Origin of the sequence: Sphingomonas sp. BK235, assembly GCF_004345855.1 — a bacterium.
Lineage (GTDB): Bacteria > Pseudomonadota > Alphaproteobacteria > Sphingomonadales > Sphingomonadaceae > Sphingomonas.
Genome location: NZ_SLXN01000002.1, coordinates 470,169 through 491,227, shown reverse-complemented (window position 1 = coordinate 491,227; position 21,059 = coordinate 470,169). Strand labels below are relative to the sequence as shown.

19 protein-coding genes are annotated in these 21,059 nt (G+C 71.0%); 10 read left to right on the top strand and 9 right to left on the bottom strand.

What is annotated here, in order from left to right; genetic code table 11:
• The first annotated feature begins 94 nt into the window (after positions 1 to 94).
• From dgcN to EV292_RS07820, 6 genes are all read left to right on the top strand, one after another.
• Complete coding sequence (gene dgcN, locus EV292_RS07845) at positions 95 to 1,105, top strand: N-acetyltransferase DgcN (protein ID WP_132908635.1); 1,011 nt, start codon at positions 95 to 97, stop codon at positions 1,103 to 1,105.
• Positions 1,090 to 2,109, top strand: coding sequence for an N-acetyl-D-Glu racemase DgcA (dgcA, locus tag EV292_RS07840; RefSeq protein ID WP_132908634.1), 1,020 nt, complete (start codon positions 1,090 to 1,092; stop codon positions 2,107 to 2,109). Before dgcN ends, dgcA begins: the two co-directional genes overlap by 16 nt.
• Positions 2,110 to 2,550: 441 nt before the next feature.
• Positions 2,551 to 3,786, top strand: coding sequence for a dicarboxylate/amino acid:cation symporter (locus tag EV292_RS07835; protein WP_132908633.1), 1,236 nt, complete (start codon positions 2,551 to 2,553; stop codon positions 3,784 to 3,786).
• 11 nt (positions 3,787 to 3,797) lie between these two features.
• On the top strand, positions 3,798 to 4,682 hold the full coding sequence (locus EV292_RS07830; protein ID WP_132908869.1) for a LysR family transcriptional regulator: 885 nt from the start codon (positions 3,798 to 3,800) through the stop codon (positions 4,680 to 4,682).
• Positions 4,679 to 6,058, top strand: coding sequence for a D-alanyl-D-alanine carboxypeptidase/D-alanyl-D-alanine-endopeptidase (dacB, locus tag EV292_RS07825; RefSeq protein WP_132908632.1), 1,380 nt, complete (start codon positions 4,679 to 4,681; stop codon positions 6,056 to 6,058). The genes EV292_RS07830 and dacB overlap by 4 nt, the downstream gene beginning before the upstream one ends.
• Before the next feature lie 129 nt (positions 6,059 to 6,187).
• Positions 6,188 to 6,511, top strand: a complete 324-nt coding sequence (locus tag EV292_RS07820; RefSeq protein ID WP_132908631.1) for a hypothetical protein — start codon at positions 6,188 to 6,190, stop codon at positions 6,509 to 6,511.
• A 408-nt stretch (positions 6,512 to 6,919) separates the two neighbouring features.
• Here the strand turns inward: EV292_RS07820 and EV292_RS07815 are convergent, their stop codons facing one another.
• The 4 genes from EV292_RS07815 to EV292_RS07800 form a co-directional block, all read right to left on the bottom strand.
• Positions 6,920 to 7,525, bottom strand: coding sequence for a glutathione S-transferase family protein (locus tag EV292_RS07815; RefSeq protein WP_132908630.1), 606 nt, complete (start codon positions 7,523 to 7,525; stop codon positions 6,920 to 6,922).
• Positions 7,526 to 7,528: 3 nt separating this feature from the next.
• A complete protein-coding gene (locus EV292_RS07810) occupies positions 7,529 to 8,419 on the bottom strand; it encodes a dienelactone hydrolase family protein (RefSeq protein WP_132908629.1) in 891 nt (296 codons plus the stop codon).
• A 123-nt stretch (positions 8,420 to 8,542) separates the two neighbouring features.
• Complete coding sequence (clpS, locus tag EV292_RS07805) at positions 8,543 to 8,887, bottom strand: ATP-dependent Clp protease adapter ClpS (protein WP_132908868.1); 345 nt, start codon at positions 8,885 to 8,887, stop codon at positions 8,543 to 8,545.
• Between the two features lie 296 nt (positions 8,888 to 9,183).
• Entirely contained in the window at positions 9,184 to 9,900 is a 717-nt protein-coding gene (locus tag EV292_RS07800) for a phasin family protein (RefSeq protein WP_132908628.1), read from the bottom strand.
• Positions 9,901 to 10,092: 192 nt separating this feature from the next.
• Here EV292_RS07800 and ruvA point away from each other — a divergent pair, with 192 nt between their 5' ends.
• Entirely contained in the window at positions 10,093 to 10,689 is a 597-nt protein-coding gene (gene ruvA, locus EV292_RS07795) for a Holliday junction branch migration protein RuvA (protein WP_132908627.1), read from the top strand.
• Positions 10,690 to 10,779: 90 nt separating this feature from the next.
• Here ruvA and tal read toward each other — a convergent pair whose 3' ends face one another.
• The 3 genes from tal to rpiA all read right to left on the bottom strand — a co-directional run bounded on the left by tal (position 10,780) and on the right by rpiA (position 15,032).
• On the bottom strand, positions 10,780 to 11,889 hold the full coding sequence (gene tal / locus EV292_RS07790; protein ID WP_132908626.1) for a transaldolase: 1,110 nt from the start codon (positions 11,887 to 11,889) through the stop codon (positions 10,780 to 10,782).
• Between the two features lie 259 nt (positions 11,890 to 12,148).
• On the bottom strand, positions 12,149 to 14,224 hold the full coding sequence (gene tkt / locus EV292_RS07785) for a transketolase (RefSeq protein ID WP_132908625.1): 2,076 nt from the start codon (positions 14,222 to 14,224) through the stop codon (positions 12,149 to 12,151).
• Between the two features lie 139 nt (positions 14,225 to 14,363).
• Positions 14,364 to 15,032 carry a ribose-5-phosphate isomerase RpiA gene (gene rpiA, locus EV292_RS07780; protein WP_132908624.1) on the bottom strand — a complete coding sequence of 223 codons (669 nt, stop codon included), beginning with the start codon at positions 15,030 to 15,032 and terminating at the stop codon, positions 14,364 to 14,366.
• A 151-nt stretch (positions 15,033 to 15,183) separates the two neighbouring features.
• Here rpiA and EV292_RS07775 point away from each other — a divergent pair, with 151 nt between their 5' ends.
• Positions 15,184 to 15,705 carry a hypothetical protein gene (locus EV292_RS07775; protein ID WP_132908623.1) on the top strand — a complete coding sequence of 174 codons (522 nt, stop codon included), beginning with the start codon at positions 15,184 to 15,186 and terminating at the stop codon, positions 15,703 to 15,705.
• The gene (locus tag EV292_RS07770) at positions 15,705 to 16,463 is read left to right on the top strand and encodes a hypothetical protein (protein ID WP_132908622.1); all 759 of its coding nucleotides are present in this window, start codon (positions 15,705 to 15,707) and stop codon (positions 16,461 to 16,463) included. Before EV292_RS07775 ends, EV292_RS07770 begins: the two co-directional genes overlap by 1 nt.
• A gap of 42 nt (positions 16,464 to 16,505) precedes the next feature.
• On the opposite strand, the gene EV292_RS22570 is transcribed toward EV292_RS07770, so the two are convergent.
• Together EV292_RS22570 and EV292_RS07760 are read right to left on the bottom strand one after the other, a co-directional pair.
• On the bottom strand, positions 16,506 to 16,943 hold the full coding sequence (locus EV292_RS22570) for a hypothetical protein (RefSeq protein WP_165927048.1): 438 nt from the start codon (positions 16,941 to 16,943) through the stop codon (positions 16,506 to 16,508).
• A 45-nt stretch (positions 16,944 to 16,988) separates the two neighbouring features.
• Positions 16,989 to 17,942 (bottom strand): energy transducer TonB, encoded by a 954-nt coding sequence (locus EV292_RS07760; protein WP_132908621.1) that lies wholly within the window; start codon positions 17,940 to 17,942, stop codon positions 16,989 to 16,991.
• Between the two features lie 122 nt (positions 17,943 to 18,064).
• On the opposite strand from EV292_RS07760, the gene uvrA reads away from it, so the two are divergent.
• Positions 18,065 to 20,986 carry an excinuclease ABC subunit UvrA gene (uvrA, locus tag EV292_RS07755; protein ID WP_132908620.1) on the top strand — a complete coding sequence of 974 codons (2,922 nt, stop codon included), beginning with the start codon at positions 18,065 to 18,067 and terminating at the stop codon, positions 20,984 to 20,986.
• Positions 20,987 to 21,059: the final 73 nt, after the last annotated feature.

Here is a 21,059-nt window from a genome sequence, read left to right as displayed (position 1 = left end):
TAGCCGCGCGTTATAGCCCCCGCCCCGCACGTCGCTGGCGCGTGACGCGCGCGCGCCGCTACGGTCCCCGCTCCTTCCCGCGAGCAGGTGCGCGATGATCCCCGCCCCCTATCTGCTGTACCTCGGCCATTCCGACGACGCCGTCGGGATCAAGACCTCGCGCGGGCTCGCCGCCTTCCGCCGCGACGCCTGCGTCGGCGAGTGGCGCCACGACGATTCGCCGCTGACGCTCGGCCTGTCGCGGCTCGATCCCGTCGCGGCGCGCGCGGCGGGGGCGCGCACGCTGGTACTCGGCATCGCCAACGCCGGAGGCAGGCTCGCCCCCGCGCTGATCGAGGACGCGCTGGCGGCGATCGCCGCGGGTCTCGATGTCGCCGCGGGGCTCCACCAGCGGCTGCGCGAGGAGCCGCGGCTGGTCGCCGCCGCCGCGGCCGCGGGGGTCGCGCTCCACGACGTGCGCGATCCGCCGAGCGACCTGCGCGTCGGCGATGGCAGACCGCGCGCGGGCAAGCGGCTGCTCACCGTCGGCACCGACTGCTCGGTCGGCAAGATGTACGCGACACTGTGCCTGCGCGACGAACTGCGCGCGCGCGGCGTCGCGGCCGACTTCCGCGCCACCGGCCAGACCGGCATCCTGATCGCGGGCGAGGGCGTGCCGGTCGACGCGGTGGTGGCGGACTTCATCAGCGGCGCGATCGAAGCGCTCGCCCCCGCGCGCGACGACGATGGCTGGGACCTGATCGAGGGTCAGGGGTCGCTGTTCCACCCCTCCTTCGCCGGGGTGACGACCGGGCTGCTCCACGGCGCGCAGCCCACCGCGCTGCTGCTGTGCCACGATCCGTCGCGCGCGCACATGCGCGGCCTGCCGCATTACGCGCTGCCCGATCTGGAGGAATGCCTCGCCGCGCATCTGGCGGTGGCGCGGCTGACCAGCCCGGCGGTGCGCGCGGTCGGGGTCGCGCTCAACACCGCCGCGCTCGACGAGGCGGCGGCGCGGCGGCTGTGCGACGAGACCGCGGCACGGCTGGCCTTGCCGTGTACCGATCCCTATCGTTTCGGCGCTTCGCCGATCGCCGACGGGATGCTCGCATGTTTCGCACCATAGACGCCCGTCACGATACCCACCCGCTGCGCGCGCCCTTCCGCATCGCGCGCGGCAGCAAGACCGAGGCGGAGGTGGTCACCGTCACCGTCACACAGGGCACGCACGTCGGCCGCGGCGAGGGCGTGCCCTATGCGCGCTACGGCGAGACGATCGCGGACTCGCTCGCCGCGCTCGCGCGGGCGGCGACGCTGGTCGAGCGCGGCGGAGGACGCGACGAGCTGGCGCACGTGCTGCCGCCGGGGGCGGCGCGCAACGCGCTCGACGCCGCTCTGTGGGACCTGGAGGCGCGCGTAGCGGGCACCAGCGTGGCGGCACTCGCCGGCGTCGCCGCGGCGGCGCCGGTCGCCTCGGCGATCACGATCGCGATCGACGAACCCGCGGCGATGGCGGCGGTGGCGGCGCGGCACACGCGCGCGCCGCTGCTCAAGGTCAAGGTCGACCGCGCCGCGCCCGAGGCGCAGATCGCCGCGGTGCGCGCCGCCGCGCCCGACGCGCGGCTGATCGTCGACCCCAATGAGAGCTGGGGCGCCGCCGATCTCGCCGGGCTCGACGCCTTCCTGGTGGCACAGCGTGTCGATCTGCTCGAACAGCCGCTCCCCGCGGGGGAGGACGAGGCACTCGCGGCGCGGCGGCCGAGCGTGCCGGTCTGCGCCGACGAGTCGCTCCACACGATCGACGACCTCGACCGGCTCGCCGGGCGCTACACCCATGTCAACGTCAAGCTCGACAAGGCGGGTGGGCTCACCGCCGCGCTGGCGCTGGCGCGCGCGGCCGAGGCGCGCGGCTTCGGGCTGATGGTGGGGTGCATGGTATGCTCGTCGCTGGGGATCGCGCCGGCGCTGCTGCTCGCCGGCGGCGCGGCCTTCGTCGACCTCGACGGGCCATTGTGGCTGGCGGACGATTATCCCGGCGGAGTGAGCGATCGTGAGGGCGTGCTCTCGCCGCCCGCGGCGGGGTTCTGGGGTGGCGGGTCGGTGATGGCCGGCGCGGAGCGGGACGGTTGAGGCGGTGCCGCGACGCGGCAATCGCGGCCGTGCGCGCGACCGAGACCCGCGTAGGGACGATCGCGTGAGGTCCTGCCCGCTGCCTCACTCCCGTCATCCCGGCCTCGCGCCGGGATCCATCTCTCCTCACGAACGACGCCCGAGATCGTCGCGGCATCTTGGGTCTCGACCGGGACACCGACTGGCATCGTTGGCGCATCGCCCGCTCGCCCGGGGCGCGGCGGCGATGCGCTGCGACGCGGCGCGACGCCGTGCCGGCCACCATCGTCATCCCGTCTCTGAGCTGGAGGCCATCGGTGCGCGAACGCGGAAGCCGTCGCGCTCGCGGCACCATGGATCCCGGCGCGAGGCCGGGATGACGGATGAGGGACGGACACGAACAGACTTCCGCACCGACCAACACGTCCCCGCCCACCGCGGATCGTGCGAGCGACGCCGCGCATGACCGCGCGCTGGTTCGCCGTCCCGCTGTGGCAGCGCGTCCTCGGCGGCCTCGCGCTCGGCGTGCTGCTGGGCGCGCTGTGGCCGGAGGGCGCCGCCTCGATCCGGCTGGTCGGCGAGCTGTTCGTGCGGCTGATCCGCATGCTCGTCGTGCCCGTCGTGCTCGTCACCATCGCCGCGGGGATCGCCGCGCTCGGCGACCCGCGCCGGCTCGGGCCGATCGGCGGGCGCGCGCTCGGCTGGTTCGCCGCGACCACCTTGGTGGCGGTCGCGCTCGGCATGGCATGCGGGCTCATCCTGCGCCCCGGCGCGGGCGTGCGCTTCGCCGGGGTCGCGCCGCACGCGCTCGGCACGCCGCCGACGCCGACCGAGCAGTTGCTCGCGATCGTGCCCACCAACATCGTCGAGGCGCTGGCGCGCGGCGACATGCTCGCGATCATCCTCGTCGCGGTGCTGCTCGGCACCGGCAGCGTCGTCGCGGGCGAGGCGGGGCGGCCGGTGACCGCTTTGCTCCAGGGGCTCGCCGCGGTGCTGCTCCAAATCGTGCGCGGGGTGATGGAGCTGACCCCGTTCGGCGTCGCCGCGCTGGTCGCCAACGCGGTGGCGAGCGGCGGGGCGGCGGTGTTCGTCCATGTCGGCTGGCTCGCGCTCGCGGTGGTGCTCGGCTCGCTGGTACAGATCGCCGTCCACGCCGCGCTGCTCCGCCTCGTCGCGCGGCGCGGCGTGGCGCGCTTCTTCCGCGGCAGCGCCGACGCGCTGGTCGTCGCTTTCTCGACTGCCTCCTCGTCGGCCACGCTGCCGGTGGCGCTGCGCGTCGCGACCGACCGGCTCGGCATCGAGCGCGCGATCGCGGGCACGGTGCTGCCGCTCGGCGCGAGCGTCGGCAAGGACGGCACCGCGCTCTATGTCGGGCTGCTCGGCCAGTTCGCGCTCCAGTCGCTCGGCGTCGTGCCCGATATGACGATGCTGGTGGTGATGTGGCTGACCGGCGCGCTCGCCGCGTTCGGCACCGCGCCGGTGCCCTCCGCCTCGCTGTTCATGCTCGCCGCGATGCTCTCCGCGGTGGGCGTGAGCGCCGAGCAGACCGCGCTGGTGGTCGGGTTGGTGCTGCCGTTCGACCGGCTGCTCGACATGACGCGCACCGTGCCCTCGGCCTCGGCCAATTTGACCGTCACCGCCCTGGTCGCGCGCGCCGAGGAACGCACCGCGCTGGCCGCGCCGCCCCCCGCGGGCTAGACGCCATGTCGATGAATCTGCGGCATATCGAGATCTTCCACGCGGTCTATGTCAACGGCTCGGTCAGCGCGGCGGCGCGCGCGCTCGCGGTGTCGCAGCCGTCGGTGTCGAAGACGCTGCGCCACGCCGAGTCGCTGCTCGGCTTCGAACTGTTCCAGCGCGTCAGCGGCCGGCTGGTGCCGACCGAGGACGCGCACGCGCTGTTCGGCGACGTGGCGGAGATCCAGGACCGCGTCCGCGCGCTGCGCGAGGCCGGGCGCAACCTGCGCGCCGGCGCAGGCACGACGCTGCGCATCTCGGCGCTGCCCAGCCTCGCGCTGGGCGTGCTGCCGATCGCGGTGGCGCGCTTCCTGCGCCGCCACCCGCGTGCGCGCTTCGATCTTCAGACCGTCCACCACGACGACCTGCTGCGCAAGCTCTACGAGCGCGAATGCGACATCGCGATCGCCAACGAGGTGCCGCGCGGCGCGCCGCTCGGGCAGAGCTGGCTCGGCGAGGGCGAGCTGGTGGTGTTGTACCGCGAGCACGACCTGCCCGCCGCGCCGCCGCGGATCGAGCTGGCGCGGATCGCGGGGCATCCTTTCATCACGCTGGCGGCGAGCGGGCCGATCGGGCGGCTGTTCACCGACGAGCTCGAGCGGCTCGGGCTCGAGCTCGACGACATCGCCTCGGCGCGTACCTTCTACATCGCCGCCGCGCTGGTGCGTGCGGGCGTCGGGCTGACCGTGGTCGACAATTTCACCGCCGACGCCGCGATGCAGCCGGGGCTGGCGACGCGCTCGCTCAAGCCGCCGCTGACCTTCGACGTGCACGCCATCCACCTGCTCGACCGCCCGCCCAGCGCGCTGGCGGGCGAGTTCCTCGCGCTGCTGTCCGACGTGATCGAGGGGCGATGAGGCGCGTGCTGCTCGCGCTGGCGCTGCTCGCCGCCGCACCCGGCGAGCTGCCGCCGGGGACGCGACTGGGGCTGCTTGTGGTCGACGCCGACGGGCGCGAGCTGGTCGCCGAGCGCGCCGACGAGCGCTTCGTCCCCGCCTCCAACGCCAAGCTCTTCACCGCCGCGGCGGCCTTCGCCACGCTCGACACCGCCGCACCCGACGCGGCCGGCGGCGCGACGGTGCGGCTCGAGGGGCGCGACGTCGTGCTCGCGGGGCACGGCGACGCGCGGCTGTCGAGCGCGCCCGACTGCCGCGTCGACTGCCTCGCCGAGCTGGCGCGCGCGGTCGCGGCGCGCACCCGGGTCGTGCGCGACGTGATCGGCGACGACACCGCCTTCCCCGACGAGCGCTGGCCCGCGGGGATGAGCTGGAACAACATGGCCGGGCGCTACGGCACCGCGATCTCGGCGCTGACGGTGGACGACAATGCCGTCGCGGTGACGGTGACGCCGGGCGCACGCGACGGCGCGGCCGCGACGGTGCGCGGCGACGGTTATTACCGCGTCGAGTCGCGCGTGGTCACCACCGGCGCGCGGGCGGTGCTTGACGCGACGCGCGTGCCGGGCAGCGATCTGCTCCGCGTCGCCGGCACTGTCCCGGCGGGCGCGCCGACGACGCTGGCGGTCGCAGTCGATGATCCGGCACATCGCGCGGCGTGGCGGCTCGCGGCGCTGCTGCGCGCGGCGGGGGTGCGGGTGAGCGGGCGCGTGATGGTGCAGCATCGGCCGCTCACCGACGCCGACGACCCGGCGCGACGCGGCGGCGCGCACGTCGCGCGCGCGCCCGAGCCGGCGGTGCTCGCGCGGCTGACGCCGCCGCCGCTCGCCGAGGACCTGCGCGCGACGATGAAGGCGAGCCAGAACCTCCACGCCGAGCTGCTGCTCCGCCGCGTCGGCGCGGTGCGCGGCAGCGGCTCGGTGGCGGACGGGCAGGCCGCGGTGCGCGCGATGCTAGACCGCGCCGGCGTGGCCCGCGCCGCGGCCGAGTTCGCCGACGGCTCGGGCATGTCCAACTACGACCGGATCACCCCGCGCGCCGCGGTGACGCTGTTGCGCTGGACGCAGGCGCAGCCCTGGGGCGCGGCGTTCCGCGACACGCTGCCGGTCGGCGCGGTCGACGGCACGCTGGCGCGACGCTTCGCGGACACGCCGCTGGCGGGCAAGGTCTTCGCCAAGACGGGCTCGCTCAACGCCGCCAACGCGCTGTCCGGCTTCCTCGTCGCGGCGAGCGGGCGGACGCTGACCTTCTCCGCGCTGGCCAACGACATGGCCGACGACGCCTCGGCGACGCGCGCGATCGACCGCGCGTTGGTGGAGATCGCGGCGCGAAACTGAACGGCGCGCGCGGCGGCGCGACAGTCGGTTACACTTTCGCGGGCTCGGTGGGACAGTTTCGCGAAGGATGCCGCCTATCTCTCCCATTACCGGGCCGCGACGCCGCGGCCGAGTGAAAAGGAGCGTGACATGAACCGTCTCAAGACCGTGATCGCCGGGCTCGGGCTCGCCGCCGTCGTGGTGCCGGGGATCGCCAGCGCGGCGCCGTGGCAGTCGATCAATCAGCGCCAGGCGCGGCTCGATCAGCGCATCGACCAGGGCATCCGCTCGGGCGCGCTCAACCGCAACGAGGCGCGCGGGCTGCGGCGCGAGTCGCGCCAGCTCGCCGCGCTGGAGGGGCGCTATCGCCGCGACGGCCTGTCGCAATGGGAGCGCCGCGACCTCGACCGCCGCTTCGACGCGCTGAGCGCGCGCGTGCGCTACGACAAGCACGACCGGCGCCGCTATCGCTGAGCACGCGAGGCCCGCTTCCCGATGAGGGAGGCGGGCCTTTCGACTAAGCCCGCACCACCCACACCGTCATCCCGGCCTTGCGCCGGGATCCATCCTTCCGCGCACGCCGCCGTCGGCGCGTGTGCGGCGCCGTGGATCCCGGCGCGAGGCCGGGATGACGGGAGGCTGTCGTCGACCCCTACCGGCGGCTTCCCACCTGCGCCCCGACTTTTGCGGGACCTTTGCAGAAGACGCGACAATCTCCCCGCCGTCCGCCATCCCGGACTTGTTCCGGGATCCACTCCTCCGCAAGAAGCAAAGCTTTGGGAGTGCGCGGCACGGTGGATCCCGGAACAAGTCCGGGATGACGGAAAGGTCGTACAAGGACCCCCATCTTTGCCGGGGATCGGTGAGGGATATTCGGCCCCCCTACTTCCCCTTCAGCAGCGCGTCGTCGATGTCGTTGGCGCGCTGCCATGCCGGGCGCGCGCGGACGCGGTCGAGATAGGCCATGAAGGTCTCGCGCGGCTCCAGCAGGCCGAAGCCGGTGAAGAACCCCACCGCGCTGCCCACGAACACGTCCGCCGCGGTGAAGCGGTCGCCCGCGACATAGTCGCGTTCCTCCAGCGCGCGCTCGAACGCGTCAACCACACGCGCGAAGCTGGCATAGCCCACCATCCCCTCGCGCTCGGGCGGCACCTGCACGCCCAGCGCCTTGTCGACCATCGCCGCCTCCAGCGGCCCCGCGGCGAAGAACAGCCAGCGGTAGTACGGCGCGTGCTCGGCGCCGCGCGGCGCCAGCCCGGCCTCGGGGAAGGCCTCCGCCAGATAGGCGCAGATCGCCGCCGCCTCGCTCACCACCGCACCGTCATGGACGATCACCGGCACCTTGCCGAGCGGGTTGGCCCCGAGCAGCGCGGCGGGCTTCTTGTCGAAGTCGATCACCACCGCCTCATAGGGCTGGCCGATCTCCTCGAGCATCCAGCGCGCGCTGCGCCCGCGTGAGCGGGGATGGGTGAAGAAGGTGAGCGTCATCGATCAGCCGTCCAGATGCTGGTGGAGGAAGGTGGTGGTGCGCTGCCATGCGAGATCGGCCGCGGCCTTGTCGTAGCGTTGCGCCGAGGTGTCGTTGTTGAAGGCATGGTCGACCCCCGGATAGGTGAAGGCCTCGAACGGCTTGCCCGCCGCACGCAGCGCGGCGACCCAGGGCTCGGCGGTCTGCGCGACGCGCGTGTCCTTGCCGGCATAATGGAGCAGCAGCGGCACCTGGAGCTTGGCCGCCTCGGCGGGATCGGGCGCGGGACCGTAGTAGCTCACCCCTGCCGCCAGCGCCGGCCCGGCGGCGAGCGCGACGCGGTCGACCAGCGCGCCGCCCCAGCAGAAGCCGATCGTGCCCACCTTGCCGTTGCCGTTGGCACGCTGGCCGAGCCGCTTCACCACCGCCACCGCGGTGGCGACGGTGGCGTCATAGTCGAGCGCGCCGATCAGGTCGCGCGCCTTGTCCTCGTCCGCGGGGGTGCCGCCCGCGCGCGACAGGAAATCGGGTGCGAGCGCGAAGAAGCCCGCCAGCGCGACGCGGCGCGCGACATCCTCGATATGGGGCTGGAGCCCGCGATTCTCGTGGATCACCATCACCGCGCCGAGCTTGCGCCCGAGCTTGCGCGGCGCGGCGAAATAGCCGGTGACGCTGCCCCCGCCGGCGAGCCCGAAACCGCCCTTGCGCGTGATCAGCCGCCTGTCCGCCGGATCGACCTGCGCCGCGGCGGCGGGGCTGGCGGCGATGCCGAGGATCAGCGCCTCCGCCGCCGCGGCCGAGCCCGCCAGCGCGGTCATCTGGCGCAGCAAGGTGCGCCGGTCGCGGTGGGTGTGGGTGAAGTCGTCGTACAGCCGCACCGCGGCGTCGCGCAGCTGTGGGTCGTCCCGGTCCATCGCCCGCTCCCGTGATTCGTCGTTGCCCGCCGAGAGCCTAGCGGTGCCCGGCGGCGCGGGCTATGCGCGAGTAAGCGACAGGACAGCGATAACGCCGCGGTCGGCCCGCGGCGCCGGACGCGCTCAGGCCTTCTCCAGCGTGCATTGCAGCGGGTGCTGGTTCTGCCGCGCGAAGTCGATGACCTGGCTGACCTTGGTCTCGGCGACCTCGTAGCTGAACACCCCGCACACGCCGACGCCCTTCTGGTGGACGTGGAGCATCACCTGCGTCGCTTCCTCCACCGACATGCGGAAGAAGCGCTGAAGACACAGGACGACGAATTCCATCGGGGTGTAATCGTCGTTGAGCATCAGCACGCGATAGGGCGTCGGCTTCTTGGTGCGCGCGCGCGTACGCGTCGCGACACCGAGCCCGGTCCCGCCGTTCTCTGGGTCATTGTCGTCACCCGCGGCGCGCGGGTCGACCATCATCGGGGAGCTGTGCTGCTGCATCGCTACGCGGCGCGATATGGCATCGACTCGGCGGAGGGCAAGACCGAAGCGCCGAAAAGGCGCGCGGCCACGGCGCAGGATCAAGGCAGGAGGCCAAGGCGGGGGTCGGGGCGGGGCCAGGGCGCGGAGCGGCGCGGCGACCGTTCGGCGCCGGGTGGCCGGGTCCTGTCACCGGACGACAGGGTGACCCCCGACGTCGAAAGGGGCGGCCGCGTCGCCGCGACCGCCCCTTCGGACTTCATGCTCGCCGCGCTGCCGCGACGGCGCCGCGATCAGGCGGCGGTCTTGATCTTCTCGGCCGCCAGCGCGAAGCGGTTCTGCAGCGGCTTGGCGACGTCGCCCGCCAGCTTGAGCGAGGCCTCGGTCGAACGCGACGCCTCCTTCACCAGCGCGTCGAACGCACCGCGCCAGTAATCCGCCTGGAGCTGGAGCAGCTCGGTCGGCGACTTCACCGCGGCGAACGACTGGACCGCGGTGGCGGTGCTGTCGAAACGCTCGCGCACGAAGGCGGCGGTCTCATGCCCCATCGCCTCGAAGCCCTGCGCCGCGATGCGGCCCGATTCGAGCAGCGCCTCGACGTTGCCCTTGCCGAATTCGGCCATGTCCTCGGCGACCTTGCGGCCCTTCTCCAGGGTCGAACGGGTCTGCTCGCCCGCCTTGGCGAACGCCGTGCGGGTGTCTTCCTGCGCCTTGTCGGCGAACGACGTGATCGTATCGGTCATCTCGCGTTCCTTCGCTGCGATCGGGGCCGCGGGCTCGGCCGGCGGCTGGGGCTGGCCGGCGGATTCCTCCACCGGCAGGGGCTCCGCGTCGGCGGGCGCCGGCGCGAGGGGTTCCGCGTCGCCCGACACCGGCGCGAGCGGGGCCGCGACGGCGAGCGCCGGCGCGGCGGTGGAGGAGGCCGCCGCGGCGGCAGGCTGGGAGCGCTTGGGCGCGCGCGGGCGCCGGGCCGACGGGGTGTCCACCGCGGGCAAGGTCTCATCCGTCATCAGGACCGCTCCTCTTGTTGCACTGCACAATAGTGACGTGCGTGACGAATCGCAAGCCTTTTGTGCGGCGCAGCGAGGCGCGCGCGCGACGATCCGCCGGCGCGGTCGCCGCGGCACGGCCGCGCCGCGCGGGCGAGGGGGGCCGGCGCTTGGCGGGTGACGGCACGCGCGCGTTGCTCTACCGCTCGCGCCATGATCGCGCATCTCAAGGGGGTGGTCGCCTCGACCGGGATCGACCATGCGGTGATCGAGGTCGCCGGCGTCGGCTATCTCGTCGGCGCCTCGGCGCGCACGCTCGCCGCGCTGCCCGGCGCCGGCGAGGCGTGCCTGGTCCATACCGAGTTGCTGGTCGGCGAGGATTTCCTGCGCCTGGTCGGCTTCGCCAATGCCGCCGAGCGCGACTGGTTCCGGCTGCTCACCGGGGTGCAGGGGGTGGGCGCGCGGGTCGCGCTGGCGATCCTCTCCGCGCTCGAGCCTGCCGATCTCAGCCGCGCGGTGATGGCGCAGGACAAGGCGACGGTGGCACGCGCCAACGGCGTCGGCCCCAAGCTGGCGGAGCGGATCGTGCGCGAGCTCAAGGACAAGGTCGGCGGGGTCGCGCTCGGCCCCGCCGCGGCGGCGCAGGTGGTGCCCGCGGGCGCCGGCGCCGACGCGGTGTCGGCGCTGCTCAACCTCGGCTTCCGCCCCGCCGAGGCGAGCGCCGCGGTGGCCGCCGCCGAGGAAGAGCTGGGCGCGAGCGCGGGGCTGGACGCGCTGGTCCGGCTGGCGCTGCGCAAGGCGGCGCGCTGAGCCGCGCGCCGGCGCGGGGCGCGGGCGCGCGATGGCCCGGTCGCACCCGCGGTCGCGGGGAGCAGGCGCCAGCCCGCCCCCCGCGAGCGATCAGACCGCGGCGGGCTGCTTCGACTTGATCACCGCGAGCAGGTCGTCGAACGACTTGGAGAAGCTCGCCACGCCCTCGTCGACCAGCTCCTTGGTCACCGCGTCGAGGTCGAGCCCGAGCCGCGCCTGCTCGGCGATCACGTGGCGCGCGTCGTCGACGTCCTGCTGGAGCGTCTGTGCCACGGTGCCATGGTCGCGGAAAGCGTCCATCGTCTTGGGCGGCATGGTGTTGACCGTGTCGGGCCCGATCAGCTGGTCGACGTAGAGCGTGTCGGGATAGTCCGGGTTCTTGGTGCCGGTCGAGGCCCACAGCAGCCGCTGCGGGCGCGCGCCCTTGGCGGCGAGCTTCTGCCAGCGCTCCGAGGCGATGAACTCCTCGTACCAGGCATAGGCCAGCTTGGCGTTGGCGATCGCGACCTTGCCCTTGAGCGCCTTCGCCTCCTCGCCGCCGACGCCGGCGTCGATCTTGTCGTCGATCTTGCTGTCGATGCGGCTGACGAAGAAGCTGGCGACGCTGGCGATCTTGTCGACCGGCAGGCCCTTGCCGACGCGCTCCTCGAGCCCCTCGACATAAGCATAAGCGACCTTCTTATAGGCCTCGACGCCGAACAGCAAAGTGACGTTGACGTTGATCCCCTTGGCGATCGTGTCGCGGATCGCGCGGACGCCGTCGTCGGTGCCGGGGATCTTGATCATCAAATTGGGGCGATCGACCGCCTGCCACAGCCGCTCGGCCTCCTCGGCGGTCTCGGGGCCCTTGAGCGCGAGATAGGGCGAGACCTCGAGGCTGACGTAACCGTCCGCCGCGTTCAGCCGCTGGTACACCGGCAGCAGCGTGTCGCACGCCGCCTGGATGTCCTTGATCGCCTGCGCCTCGTAGCGCGCCATCGGCGCGGCGCCGGGGTTGGCGCGGTCGAACTCGGCGAAGCCCGCGTCATAGGCGTCGCCCGCCCCCATCGCCTTCTCGAAGATCGTCGGGTTGGAGGTGACGCCGGTCAGCCCGTCGTTGTCCACCAGCTGCTGCAAGCCGCCCTGCTCGAGGAACTTGCGGTCGACGAAGTCGAGCCACACCGCGGTGCCCGCCTCGCTGAGGTCCTGTAGCTTGCTCACTCGCCTTCCTCCATCTCGTCGCGCGTCCCGCCGATATAGGGGCGACGGGGGCGTAGAATAAGCCTGTGCGGGCGGTCGGGGCGGTCGGCTCCTCGGGGACACGGCCGCCCCGCCCACGTCATCCCGGCCTTGAGCCGGGATCCATCGTGCCGCGTACGAGCCCATTGAGGCGCTTGCGGAACCATGGATCCCGGCTCAAGGCCGGGATGACGGACGTGAGCGGTCGCCGACACGACGGCCGCCCGTCCGCCGCCGCGAATTACCGCCCCATCGCCTCCTTGGCGACCTTGACGACATTCTCGACGGTGAAGCCGAACTTGTCCTGCAGCTTCGCCAGCGGGGCCGAGGCGCCGAAGGTCGACATCGTGATCTGCCGCCCCTCTAGGCCGACATAGCGGTCCCAGCCGAGCGAGCCCGCCATCTCGATCGCGACGCGCGCGGTCACCGCCTTGGGCAGCACCTTCTCCTTGTAGGCGGCGTCCTGGCGCTCGTAGCGGAACCAGCTCGGCATCGAGACGACGCGCGCCTTCACGCCCTCGCCGACGAGCCGCTCATAGGCCGCGACCGCGAGCCCCACTTCCGAGCCGGTCGCGATCAGGATGACGTCGGGCGTGCCGTCCGAGTCGGCCAGCACATAGGCGCCCTGCTCCACCCCGTCCGCGCTCGCGTACTTCGAGCGGTCGAGCGTCGGCAGCGCCTGGCGCGACAGCACCAGCGCGGTCGGGTGATCGGCCGACTTCATGACCGCGCGCCACGCCGCCGCCACCTCGTTGGCGTCGCCCGGGCGGATCGTGTCGAGCCCGGGGATCGCGCGCATCGTCGCGAGATGCTCGATCGGCTGGTGGGTCGGGCCGTCCTCGCCGACGCCGATCGAATCGTGCGTGAAGACATAGACCGCGCCGATCTCCATGATCGCCGCCAGCCGCACCGGCGCGCGCATATAGTCGAGGAACACCAGGAAGGTGGAGCCGTAGGCGCGCAGGTGCGACAGCGCCATGCCGTTGACCACCGCGCCCATCGCATGCTCGCGCACGCCGAAGTGGAAGTTGGTCCCGCCGTAGTTGCTCGCCTCGAACGAGGGCGCGCCCTTGACGTCGGTCTTGGTCGAGGGGGCGAGGTCGGCCGAGCCGCCGACCAGCCACGGCACCTTCTTGACGATCGCGTTGAGCACCTTGCCGCCCGCGTCGCGGCTCGCCACGCCCTTGGCGTCGGCGTCGAAGGTCGGGATCTCGCTGTCCCAGCCCTCGGGCAGCTCGTCCTTGAGCAGCAGGTCGAGCTCGCCCGCCTGCTCCGGGAACGCGCCGCGATAGCGGTCGAACAGCGCCACCCATTCGTCGCGCGCCGTGGCCCCGCGCGACGCCACCGCCTCGCCGAACGCCTCCTTCACGCCCGCGGGGACGTAGAAGTCCTTGTCGACCGGCCAGCCATAGGCCTCCTTGGTCTTGGCGACATTCTCCGCGCCGAGCGGCTCGCCGTGCGCCTTCTCGGTGCCGGCGCGCGGGCTGCCCCAGCCGATCACCGAGTGGACGACGATGAAGGTCGGCCGATCGTCCGTCTTCTTGAACGTCTCGATCGCGGCCGACAGCGCGCCGACGTCATTGGCGTCGTCGACGTGGATCACGTTCCAGCCATAGGCCTGGAAGCGCGCGCCGACGTCCTCGTCGAACGCCAGATCGGTGCCGCCCTCGATCGAGATATGGTTGCTGTCGTAGATCCAGCACAGGTTGCTGAGCTTGAGGTGCCCGGCGAGGCTCGCCGCCTCGGCCGCGACGCCCTCCATCATGTCGCCGTCGCCGCACAAAGCGTAGACGTCGTGCGAGAACAGGTCGTAGCCCGGGCGGTTGTAGCGCGCCGCGAGCCAGCGCTCCGCGATCGCCATGCCGACCGAGTTGCCGCAGCCCGCGCCGAGCGGGCCGGTGGTGGTCTCCACGCCGGTGGTGTGGCGATACTCGGGGTGGCCGGGCGTCTTGGAGTTGAGCTGGCGGAACTGTTCGATGTCGGTCAGGCTGATCGCGGGCTGACCGGTCTTGTTGCCCTCGGCGTCGATCTCCTCGACCCCCGCGAGATACAGCAGCGAGTAGAGCAGCATCGAGGCGTGGCCGACCGACAGCACGAAGCGGTCGCGGTTGGGCCAGTCGGCGTGGCGCGGGTCGTAGCGGAGGAACTTGGTCCACAGCGTCCAGCCCACCGGCGCGAGCGCCATCGGCGTGCCGGGGTGGCCCGAATTGGCCTTCTGCACTGCGTCCATCGACAGGGTGCGGATGGTGTCGATCTGGAGCCGCTCGGGGCTGCCGTCCTCGTGGACGTCCGCGTCGATGGTAGCGGTATCAGTCATGTCAGCCCCTCGCCTCGTCTAGTCGCAACAGGTTCGATCGCACCGTGAGAATATAGGCGCGCGCCGGGCACGTCACCGCCCCGGACCTCGCGCACTCGAACGCACCGGCGCACCGCCGGTTGCCCGATTCACCGCATCCTTAACGCCTCGGCGCGGCGCGTTCCAGTCGCGTAACGACGCCGTCGCGTGCGACGTACGCCGCGTCGACCTCGTCGAGGAACAGCCCGTGCCCCATCACGCCGGGGGTGGCGTCGAGCGCGCGGGCGAGGTCGCGCGGGTCGGGGAAGGCGGCGAAGCGCGCGTCGAGGATGAGGTTGCCGTTGTCGGTGAGCGAGTCGCGCTGGGTCGTGACGGCGCCCAGCGCGGCGAGCCGCGCGGCGACGAAGGCGCGCGCGAAGGGGATCACCTCGACCGGCAGCTTGGCGGCGCCGATCGCGGCGACCTGCTTGGCGCCGTCCGCGATCACCACCATCCGCGCCGAGGCGGCGGCGACGATCTTCTCGCGCAGCAGCGCGCCGCCCGCGCCCTTGATGGCGTAGAAATGCGGGTCGAGCTCGTCGGCACCGTCGACGGTGAGATCGACCTGCGCGACGTCGGCGAAATCGTCGACGGGAATGCCCGCGGCGCGCGCGCGCTCGGCGCTGTCGAGGCTGGTGGCGACGGCGCGGATCGCGAGGCCGTCACGGACGCGCGCGGCGAGCGCGTCGATGAAATACGCGACGGTGGAGCCGGTGCCGAGGCCGACGATGAGGCCGGGGGTGACCTCGGCGACGGCGGCTTCGGCGGCGAGGCGTTTGTCGTTGGGCATGGGGTCTCTCACTTTCCTCGCCAGGCAACGAGCACCATCAAGGCTAAGGCAGCGCGACATCCGTCCTTCGTGGCAAACCGACGTGCCGCTACCAACCAATCTGATCACAATGCAATTAGCCAATGCGGATCGGCTTAGCTACACCCCGACGATGGCCGAGACGCTTCACGACCTTGTGACAGCCAGAAAGATGATCGCCACGTCTGCGGACTGGACTGCAAGCGGGCGTCGACTTTCGTTAAAGCTCCCCTTGGCGATTGACGGCCTCATTGAGGAAGGTCTTTTCCTACGAGGATCTTCGCTATCGCATATTCCTGACCGAGAAGTAGTACTCCAACTTGAATATCACGGCGTAAGGATCGCCGGTGAAACCGGGCCTCTTTGTAGGGCGGAGTGGAATCCCATGAGGCCTCACAATAACAAGGGAAAAGGACCAGAGGATTTACGGTATAAAGAACAGATGCTCTCCCACATGCACTCATTCGAAGATAACTGGGACGATATAGCCGGCGCGCTTACTCCCGACAATCTGCCGATTGCTCGCCCCATCATCGCCACATTGTCACAATTCATTGATTTTAGAGACTACGTAGGTCTTAAGTTCGGGATCATGAATATCGATCTTGTAAAAACTCCCGAGTGGGAGTACGTGTTGGACCTCGGAAGCGAGTGATGGAACAAGGCACAACAACCTCGTTTGAGGATGCAATCACAGCCGCTGCAAAGCGCCTTGTAGCCGTTCGCCACGAGACAACGGGCTCATTTATCACAACTCCGTTAATGTATCCAAGCGGCGGCGCGGTTGTTGTTTGGATAGATCGGAGTCCCCCACATTTCATCGTAAGCGATTTTGCCTTCGGAGCACGTGAGTGTGAGATTATGGGGGCCGATCGTCGACAGTATCAAAAACATGCAATCCCCGTCGCGGAAGCTTCAGGAGTAACGCTGCTAAACGATGGATCCTTTCAGGTGCTTGTTACCGAAGGCCAGCTGGAAGGTGCAATTAAGACGATTGCAAACTGCTCTAATGAAGTGTGTTCCCGCTTTGCCAATCGCGTCCATCAACGACAGCGAGCAGACATCAAATCTGCCTTGTTTTCAAAGTTAGTGAGGTTGTACGGTTCTAGTGTAGTTGGGCGTGAAATCGAGTTTAAAGGAGCATCAAACACACCGTGGCAGATAGATGCCGTAGTCACAAACAATGACGATATCGCGCTCTTTGAGACTGTAACGCCGTGGTTTCCATCTGTCGCTTCAACTTTAGCCAAGTTTGGTGATATAAAACTTCTACCATCTCCCCCAATCAGGACTTCGGTTCTTTCAAGTCAAGATGGCTTTGGAAGCTGGGTCACGGCGCTTGCGCAAGCTGGGCATGTCGTGCAAGCGACAGCTACTGACGCAGCATTCTCACGCTTGATCACCTTACACTAATCAACTCGGCTCTCCAGTGGTTTGAAGCCGCTGAGGGGGAGCTTAGGGGCGTTTCGGCCCCTTCAACCCGCCGAAGAACGCCGTCGCCACCCGCGTCACCGCGTCCCCGATCTCCTGCTCGCGCGTGCGCTGGCCACCGCCGGCGCCCGCCGCCGCGGCCCCCGCACCCTGCGCCTCCCCCGCGCCGCCCGCCGGCGCCGCGCTCCTCGCGGCCTTCTCCGCCGCCTTGGCCGCGACCGCGCTCGCGGCGACGCCCGCCACCGCGGTCAGCGCGCTCGCGATCGCCTGCTGGCCCGCGGGCGACTGGGCGCGCTCGATCCATGCCTCGCCCTGGCGGCGCAGCTCCTTGGGCAGCTTCACGCCGAACAGCTCCTTGGGCAGCTTCGCCGACCGGCCCGCGCTTTTGCCCGCGTGCTTGCCGGCGCCCCCGCCCGATCCCCCGCGCGAAGCCTTGCCGTCCGCACCCTTCTTCTTGCCCATGCGCACCTCCTGTGTGCCAGCAAGGTAAGACACGTCCGCGGGCGATCAACCCTCGGCGCGCGCGGCCTCGCGGCGCTGGCGCACATAGGCGCGATAGGCGGGATCGTCCTGCCACGCGCCGGGCAGCTCCCATCTGATCACCTGCGTGGTGTGGCTCGTCATCGGCCGGCCGTCGCGCCCCACCGCCGGGGTGAAGCGCGCGCGCAGCCGCGCCGCGTCGCAGCCCGCCTTGTCGAGCGCCTCGCTGCCGCTCGGGATCACGGTGCGGCACTCGCTGACTCGCCCGTCGGTGGCGATCGTCCACAATTGCGCCGAGGTGCCGAGCTCGCCGCGCGCCACCGCCGCCTTGGCGTAATCCTCGGGGCCGATGAAGCGCGCCGGGTCGCCGCGCGACTGCGCCTCGGTCGCCACCGCCTCGCGCTCGCCCGGCGCAACGCCCCAGCCGCGCGCGATATCGTCGTTGCAGCGCGCCAGCGCGGCGAGCGCGCGCGCGGTGCCGACCAGCGACACCGCCAGCGCGGGTTCGCTCGAGGGGGTGAGCGTCAGCACCGCGCGCTCGGGCAGGTCGGCGAACAGGGCCGGGCTGGTCCAGCCGCGCAGCGTGCGGAGCTTGTCGCCGGTACCGTTGAACGCCTCGTAGCTGGTCTCGTCGCCGCGCCCCTCCACCGCGATCGTGAGCACGCCGCGGCGCAGCCCGCGCTGGCCGAGGCGGCGCTGCACGCTGAGCTCGACGCGGTCGCTGAACGGCAGCGAGCGCCACGCCACGATCACGGGCGCGTCCGAGGGGCCGAAGGCGCGCGCCATCGCGCAGCCGCGCTCGCCGTAATTGACCACCCATTTGCCCTGCGGCGCGAGCGGGGCGGGGTCGGGCGGCGCCGCGGCGGCGAGCGCCAGCGCGCTCCCCAGCAGCGCCGCGCCGGCCGGCACGCGCGCCGCCGTCACCCCGCGCCGCTCCGCTCGCCCGCGCGCCCGCCCGCTCCGCCGCTCAGCCTGCCGCATCGCCTGCTCCCGTGCCGGCGCGTGCCCGTGTGCGCCTTGTCGCCCGCAGCCTAGCGTCCCACATCGCGCGGGCAAGCGCCCGGCGCTGGACCTGCCCGAACAAATCTGGAACACACGACCGCATGGCCCTTACCACCCTCTCCGTCCGCGGCGCGCGCGAGCACAATCTCAAGGACGTGTCGGTCGACATCCCGCGCGACACGCTCACCGTGATCACGGGCCTGTCGGGCTCGGGCAAGTCGAGCCTGGCGTTCGACACGATCTACGCCGAGGGCCAGCGCCGCTACGTCGAATCGCTGTCGGCCTATGCGCGCCAGTTCCTCGAGCTGATGCAGAAGCCCGACGTCGACCATATCGAGGGCCTCTCCCCCGCGATCTCGATCGAGCAGAAGACCACCAGCCGCAACCCGCGCTCGACCGTCGCCACCGTCACCGAGATCTACGATTACATGCGCCTGCTGTGGGCGCGCGTCGGCGTGCCCTACTCGCCCGTCACCGGGCTGCCGATCGCGGCGCAGACGGTCAGCCAGATGGTCGATCGCGTGATGGCGCTGCCCGAGGGGACGCGGCTGTACCTGCTCGCCCCGGTCGTGCGCGGGCGCAAGGGCGAGTATCGCAAGGAGCTGGCCGAGTGGCAGAAGGCGGGCTTCACCCGCGTCCGCATCGACGGCGAGGTCCATGAGATCGACGAGGCCCCCGCGCTCGACAAGAAGTACAAGCACGACATCGAGGTGGTGGTCGATCGCCTGGTGGTGCGCGAGGACGTCGCGACGCGCCTCGCCGACAGTTTCGAGACCGCGCTCAAGCTCGCCGACGGGCTCGCCTATGTCGACCCGGCCGATCCGGTCGAGCCGCGCACCCCCGAGAGCGTCGTGCTGGGCGACCACGCGCCGCCGGGGCGGATCGTCTTCTCCGAGAAGTTCGCCTGCCCGGTCAGCGGCTTCACCATCGCCGAGATCGAGCCGCGCCTCTTCTCGTTCAACGCCCCCCAGGGCGCCTGCCCGGCGTGCGACGGGCTCGGCGAGAAACTGGTGTTCGACGAGGACCTGATCGTCCCCAACCACGAGCTCAGCATCAAGAAGGGCGCGGTGGTGCCCTGGGCCAAGAGCAACCCGCCCTCGCCTTATTACATGCAGGTGATGGCGAGCCTGGCGCGCGAGTTCGGCTTCTCGCTCGACACGCCCTGGGGCGAGCTCCACCCCGAGGTGGCGGACAAGATCCTCTACGGCACCGAAGGCGTGCCGGTGACCCTCACCTTCATCGACGGCAAGAAGAGCTACGACGTCAGGAAGCCGTTCGAGGGCGTGATCGGCAACCTCAACCGCCGCATGCTCTCCACCGAGAGCGCGTGGATCAAGGAGGAGCTCGCCAAATATCAGTCGTCGCAGCCGTGCGAGACCTGCCACGGCGCGCGGCTCAAGCCCGAGGCGCTCGCGGTCAAGATCGCGGGCGAGGACATCAGCCACGCCACCCGGCTGAGCGTGGTCGACGCCCTCGCCTTCTTCACCGACCTGCCCAACCATCTCGGCGACCAGCAGCGCGCGATCGCCGAGCGGATCCTCAAGGAGATCATCGAGCGGCTCGGCTTCCTCAACAATGTCGGGCTCGACTATCTCAACCTCGACCGCACCTCGGGCACGCTCTCGGGCGGCGAGAGCCAGCGCATCCGCCTCGCCTCGCAGATCGGCAGCGGGCTGTCGGGGGTGCTGTACGTGCTCGACGAGCCCTCGATCGGGCTGCACCAGCGCGACAACGACATGCTGCTCGCCACGCTGCGCCGGCTGCGCGACCTCGGCAACACCGTGCTGGTGGTCGAGCATGACGAGGACGCGATCCGCACCGCCGATTACGTCATCGACATGGGGCCGGGCGCGGGCGTGCGCGGCGGCCAGGTGGTGGCGCAGGGGACCTTGCCCGAGCTGCTGGCGAGCGAGGGATCGGTCACCGCCGACTATCTCAACGGCGTGCGCGAGGTGCCGGTGCCGGCCAAGCGCCGCAAGGGCTCGGGCAAGAAGCTGACGGTGCACAACGCTCGCGCCAACAACCTGACCGGCGTCACCGCCTCGATCCCGCTCGGCTCCTTCACCTGCGTGACGGGCGTGTCGGGCTCGGGCAAGTCGAGCTTCACCATCGACACGTTGTTCGCGGGGGCGGCGCGCCAGCTCAACGGCGCGCGCGTGCTGGCGGGCAAGCACGACAAGATCACCGGGCTGCAGCATCTCGACAAGGTGATCGACATCGACCAGTCGCCGATCGGCCGCACCCCGCGCTCGAACCCCGCGACCTACACCGGCGCCTTCACCCAGATCCGCGACTGGTTCGCCGGCCTGCCCGAGTCCCTCGCGCGCGGCTACAAGCCGGGGCGGTTCAGCTTCAACGTCAAGGGCGGGCGCTGCGAGGCGTGCCAGGGCGACGGCGTGCTCAAGATCGAGATGCACTTCCTCCCCGACGTCTACGTCACCTGCGACGTGTGCCACGGCGCGCGCTACAATCGCGAGACGCTCGAGGTGAAGTTCAAGGGCCACTCGATCGCTGACGTGCTCGACATGACGGTGGAGGACGCCGCGGGCTTCTTCGCCAACGTGCCGCCGATCCGCGACAAGATGGCGATGCTGGTCGAGGTCGGGCTGGGCTACGTCAAGGTCGGCCAGCAGGCGACGACGCTCTCGGGCGGCGAGGCGCAGCGCGTCAAGCTGGCCAAGGAACTGTCGCGCCGCGCGACGGGGAACACGCTGTACATCCTCGACGAGCCGACGACCGGGCTGCACTTCGAGGACGTGCGCAAATTGCTCGAGGTGCTCCACGCGTTGGTGGAGCAGGGCAACACCGTGGTGGTGATCGAGCACAACCTGGACGTGATCAAGACCGCCGACTGGATCATCGACCTGGGGCCCGAGGGCGGCGTCAAGGGCGGCGAGATCGTCGCGGTCGGCACGCCCGAGGAGGTGGTGAAGGAGAAAAGGAGCTATACGGGGCGGTACCTCGCGCCGCTGCTGGGGAAGCGCGGGGCGGGCGTGAAGGCGGAGGCTGAGGCGGCGGAGTGAAAGAACGAATAAATGCCTGCGCCAGCGCTTATACAGCGCTCATGTCAATTCATCGTCCGCATCCTGATCGACC

Excerpts from the sequence above, each read along its gene's own strand:
- dgcN (WP_132908635.1), top strand. The coding sequence starts at position 95 with ATGATCCCCGCCCCCTATCTGCTGTACCTCGGCCATTCCGACGACGCC.
- dgcA (WP_132908634.1), top strand. The coding sequence starts at position 1,090 with ATGTTTCGCACCATAGACGCCCGTCACGATACCCACCCGCTGCGCGCG.
- EV292_RS07835 (WP_132908633.1), top strand. The coding sequence starts at position 2,551 with ATGACCGCGCGCTGGTTCGCCGTCCCGCTGTGGCAGCGCGTCCTCGGC.
- EV292_RS07830 (WP_132908869.1), top strand. The coding sequence starts at position 3,798 with ATGAATCTGCGGCATATCGAGATCTTCCACGCGGTCTATGTCAACGGC.
- dacB (WP_132908632.1), top strand. The coding sequence starts at position 4,679 with ATGAGGCGCGTGCTGCTCGCGCTGGCGCTGCTCGCCGCCGCACCCGGC.
- EV292_RS07820 (WP_132908631.1), top strand. The coding sequence starts at position 6,188 with ATGAACCGTCTCAAGACCGTGATCGCCGGGCTCGGGCTCGCCGCCGTC.
- EV292_RS07815 (WP_132908630.1), bottom strand. The coding sequence starts at position 7,525 with ATGACGCTCACCTTCTTCACCCATCCCCGCTCACGCGGGCGCAGCGCG.
- EV292_RS07810 (WP_132908629.1), bottom strand. The coding sequence starts at position 8,419 with ATGGACCGGGACGACCCACAGCTGCGCGACGCCGCGGTGCGGCTGTAC.
- clpS (WP_132908868.1), bottom strand. The coding sequence starts at position 8,887 with ATGGTCGACCCGCGCGCCGCGGGTGACGACAATGACCCAGAGAACGGC.
- EV292_RS07800 (WP_132908628.1), bottom strand. The coding sequence starts at position 9,900 with ATGACGGATGAGACCTTGCCCGCGGTGGACACCCCGTCGGCCCGGCGC.
- ruvA (WP_132908627.1), top strand. The coding sequence starts at position 10,093 with ATGATCGCGCATCTCAAGGGGGTGGTCGCCTCGACCGGGATCGACCAT.
- tkt (WP_132908625.1), bottom strand. The coding sequence starts at position 14,224 with ATGACTGATACCGCTACCATCGACGCGGACGTCCACGAGGACGGCAGC.
- rpiA (WP_132908624.1), bottom strand. The coding sequence starts at position 15,032 with ATGCCCAACGACAAACGCCTCGCCGCCGAAGCCGCCGTCGCCGAGGTC.
- EV292_RS07775 (WP_132908623.1), top strand. The coding sequence starts at position 15,184 with ATGGCCGAGACGCTTCACGACCTTGTGACAGCCAGAAAGATGATCGCC.
- EV292_RS07770 (WP_132908622.1), top strand. The coding sequence starts at position 15,705 with ATGGAACAAGGCACAACAACCTCGTTTGAGGATGCAATCACAGCCGCT.
- EV292_RS22570 (WP_165927048.1), bottom strand. The coding sequence starts at position 16,943 with ATGGGCAAGAAGAAGGGTGCGGACGGCAAGGCTTCGCGCGGGGGATCG.
- EV292_RS07760 (WP_132908621.1), bottom strand. The coding sequence starts at position 17,942 with ATGCGGCAGGCTGAGCGGCGGAGCGGGCGGGCGCGCGGGCGAGCGGAG.
- uvrA (WP_132908620.1), top strand. The coding sequence starts at position 18,065 with ATGGCCCTTACCACCCTCTCCGTCCGCGGCGCGCGCGAGCACAATCTC.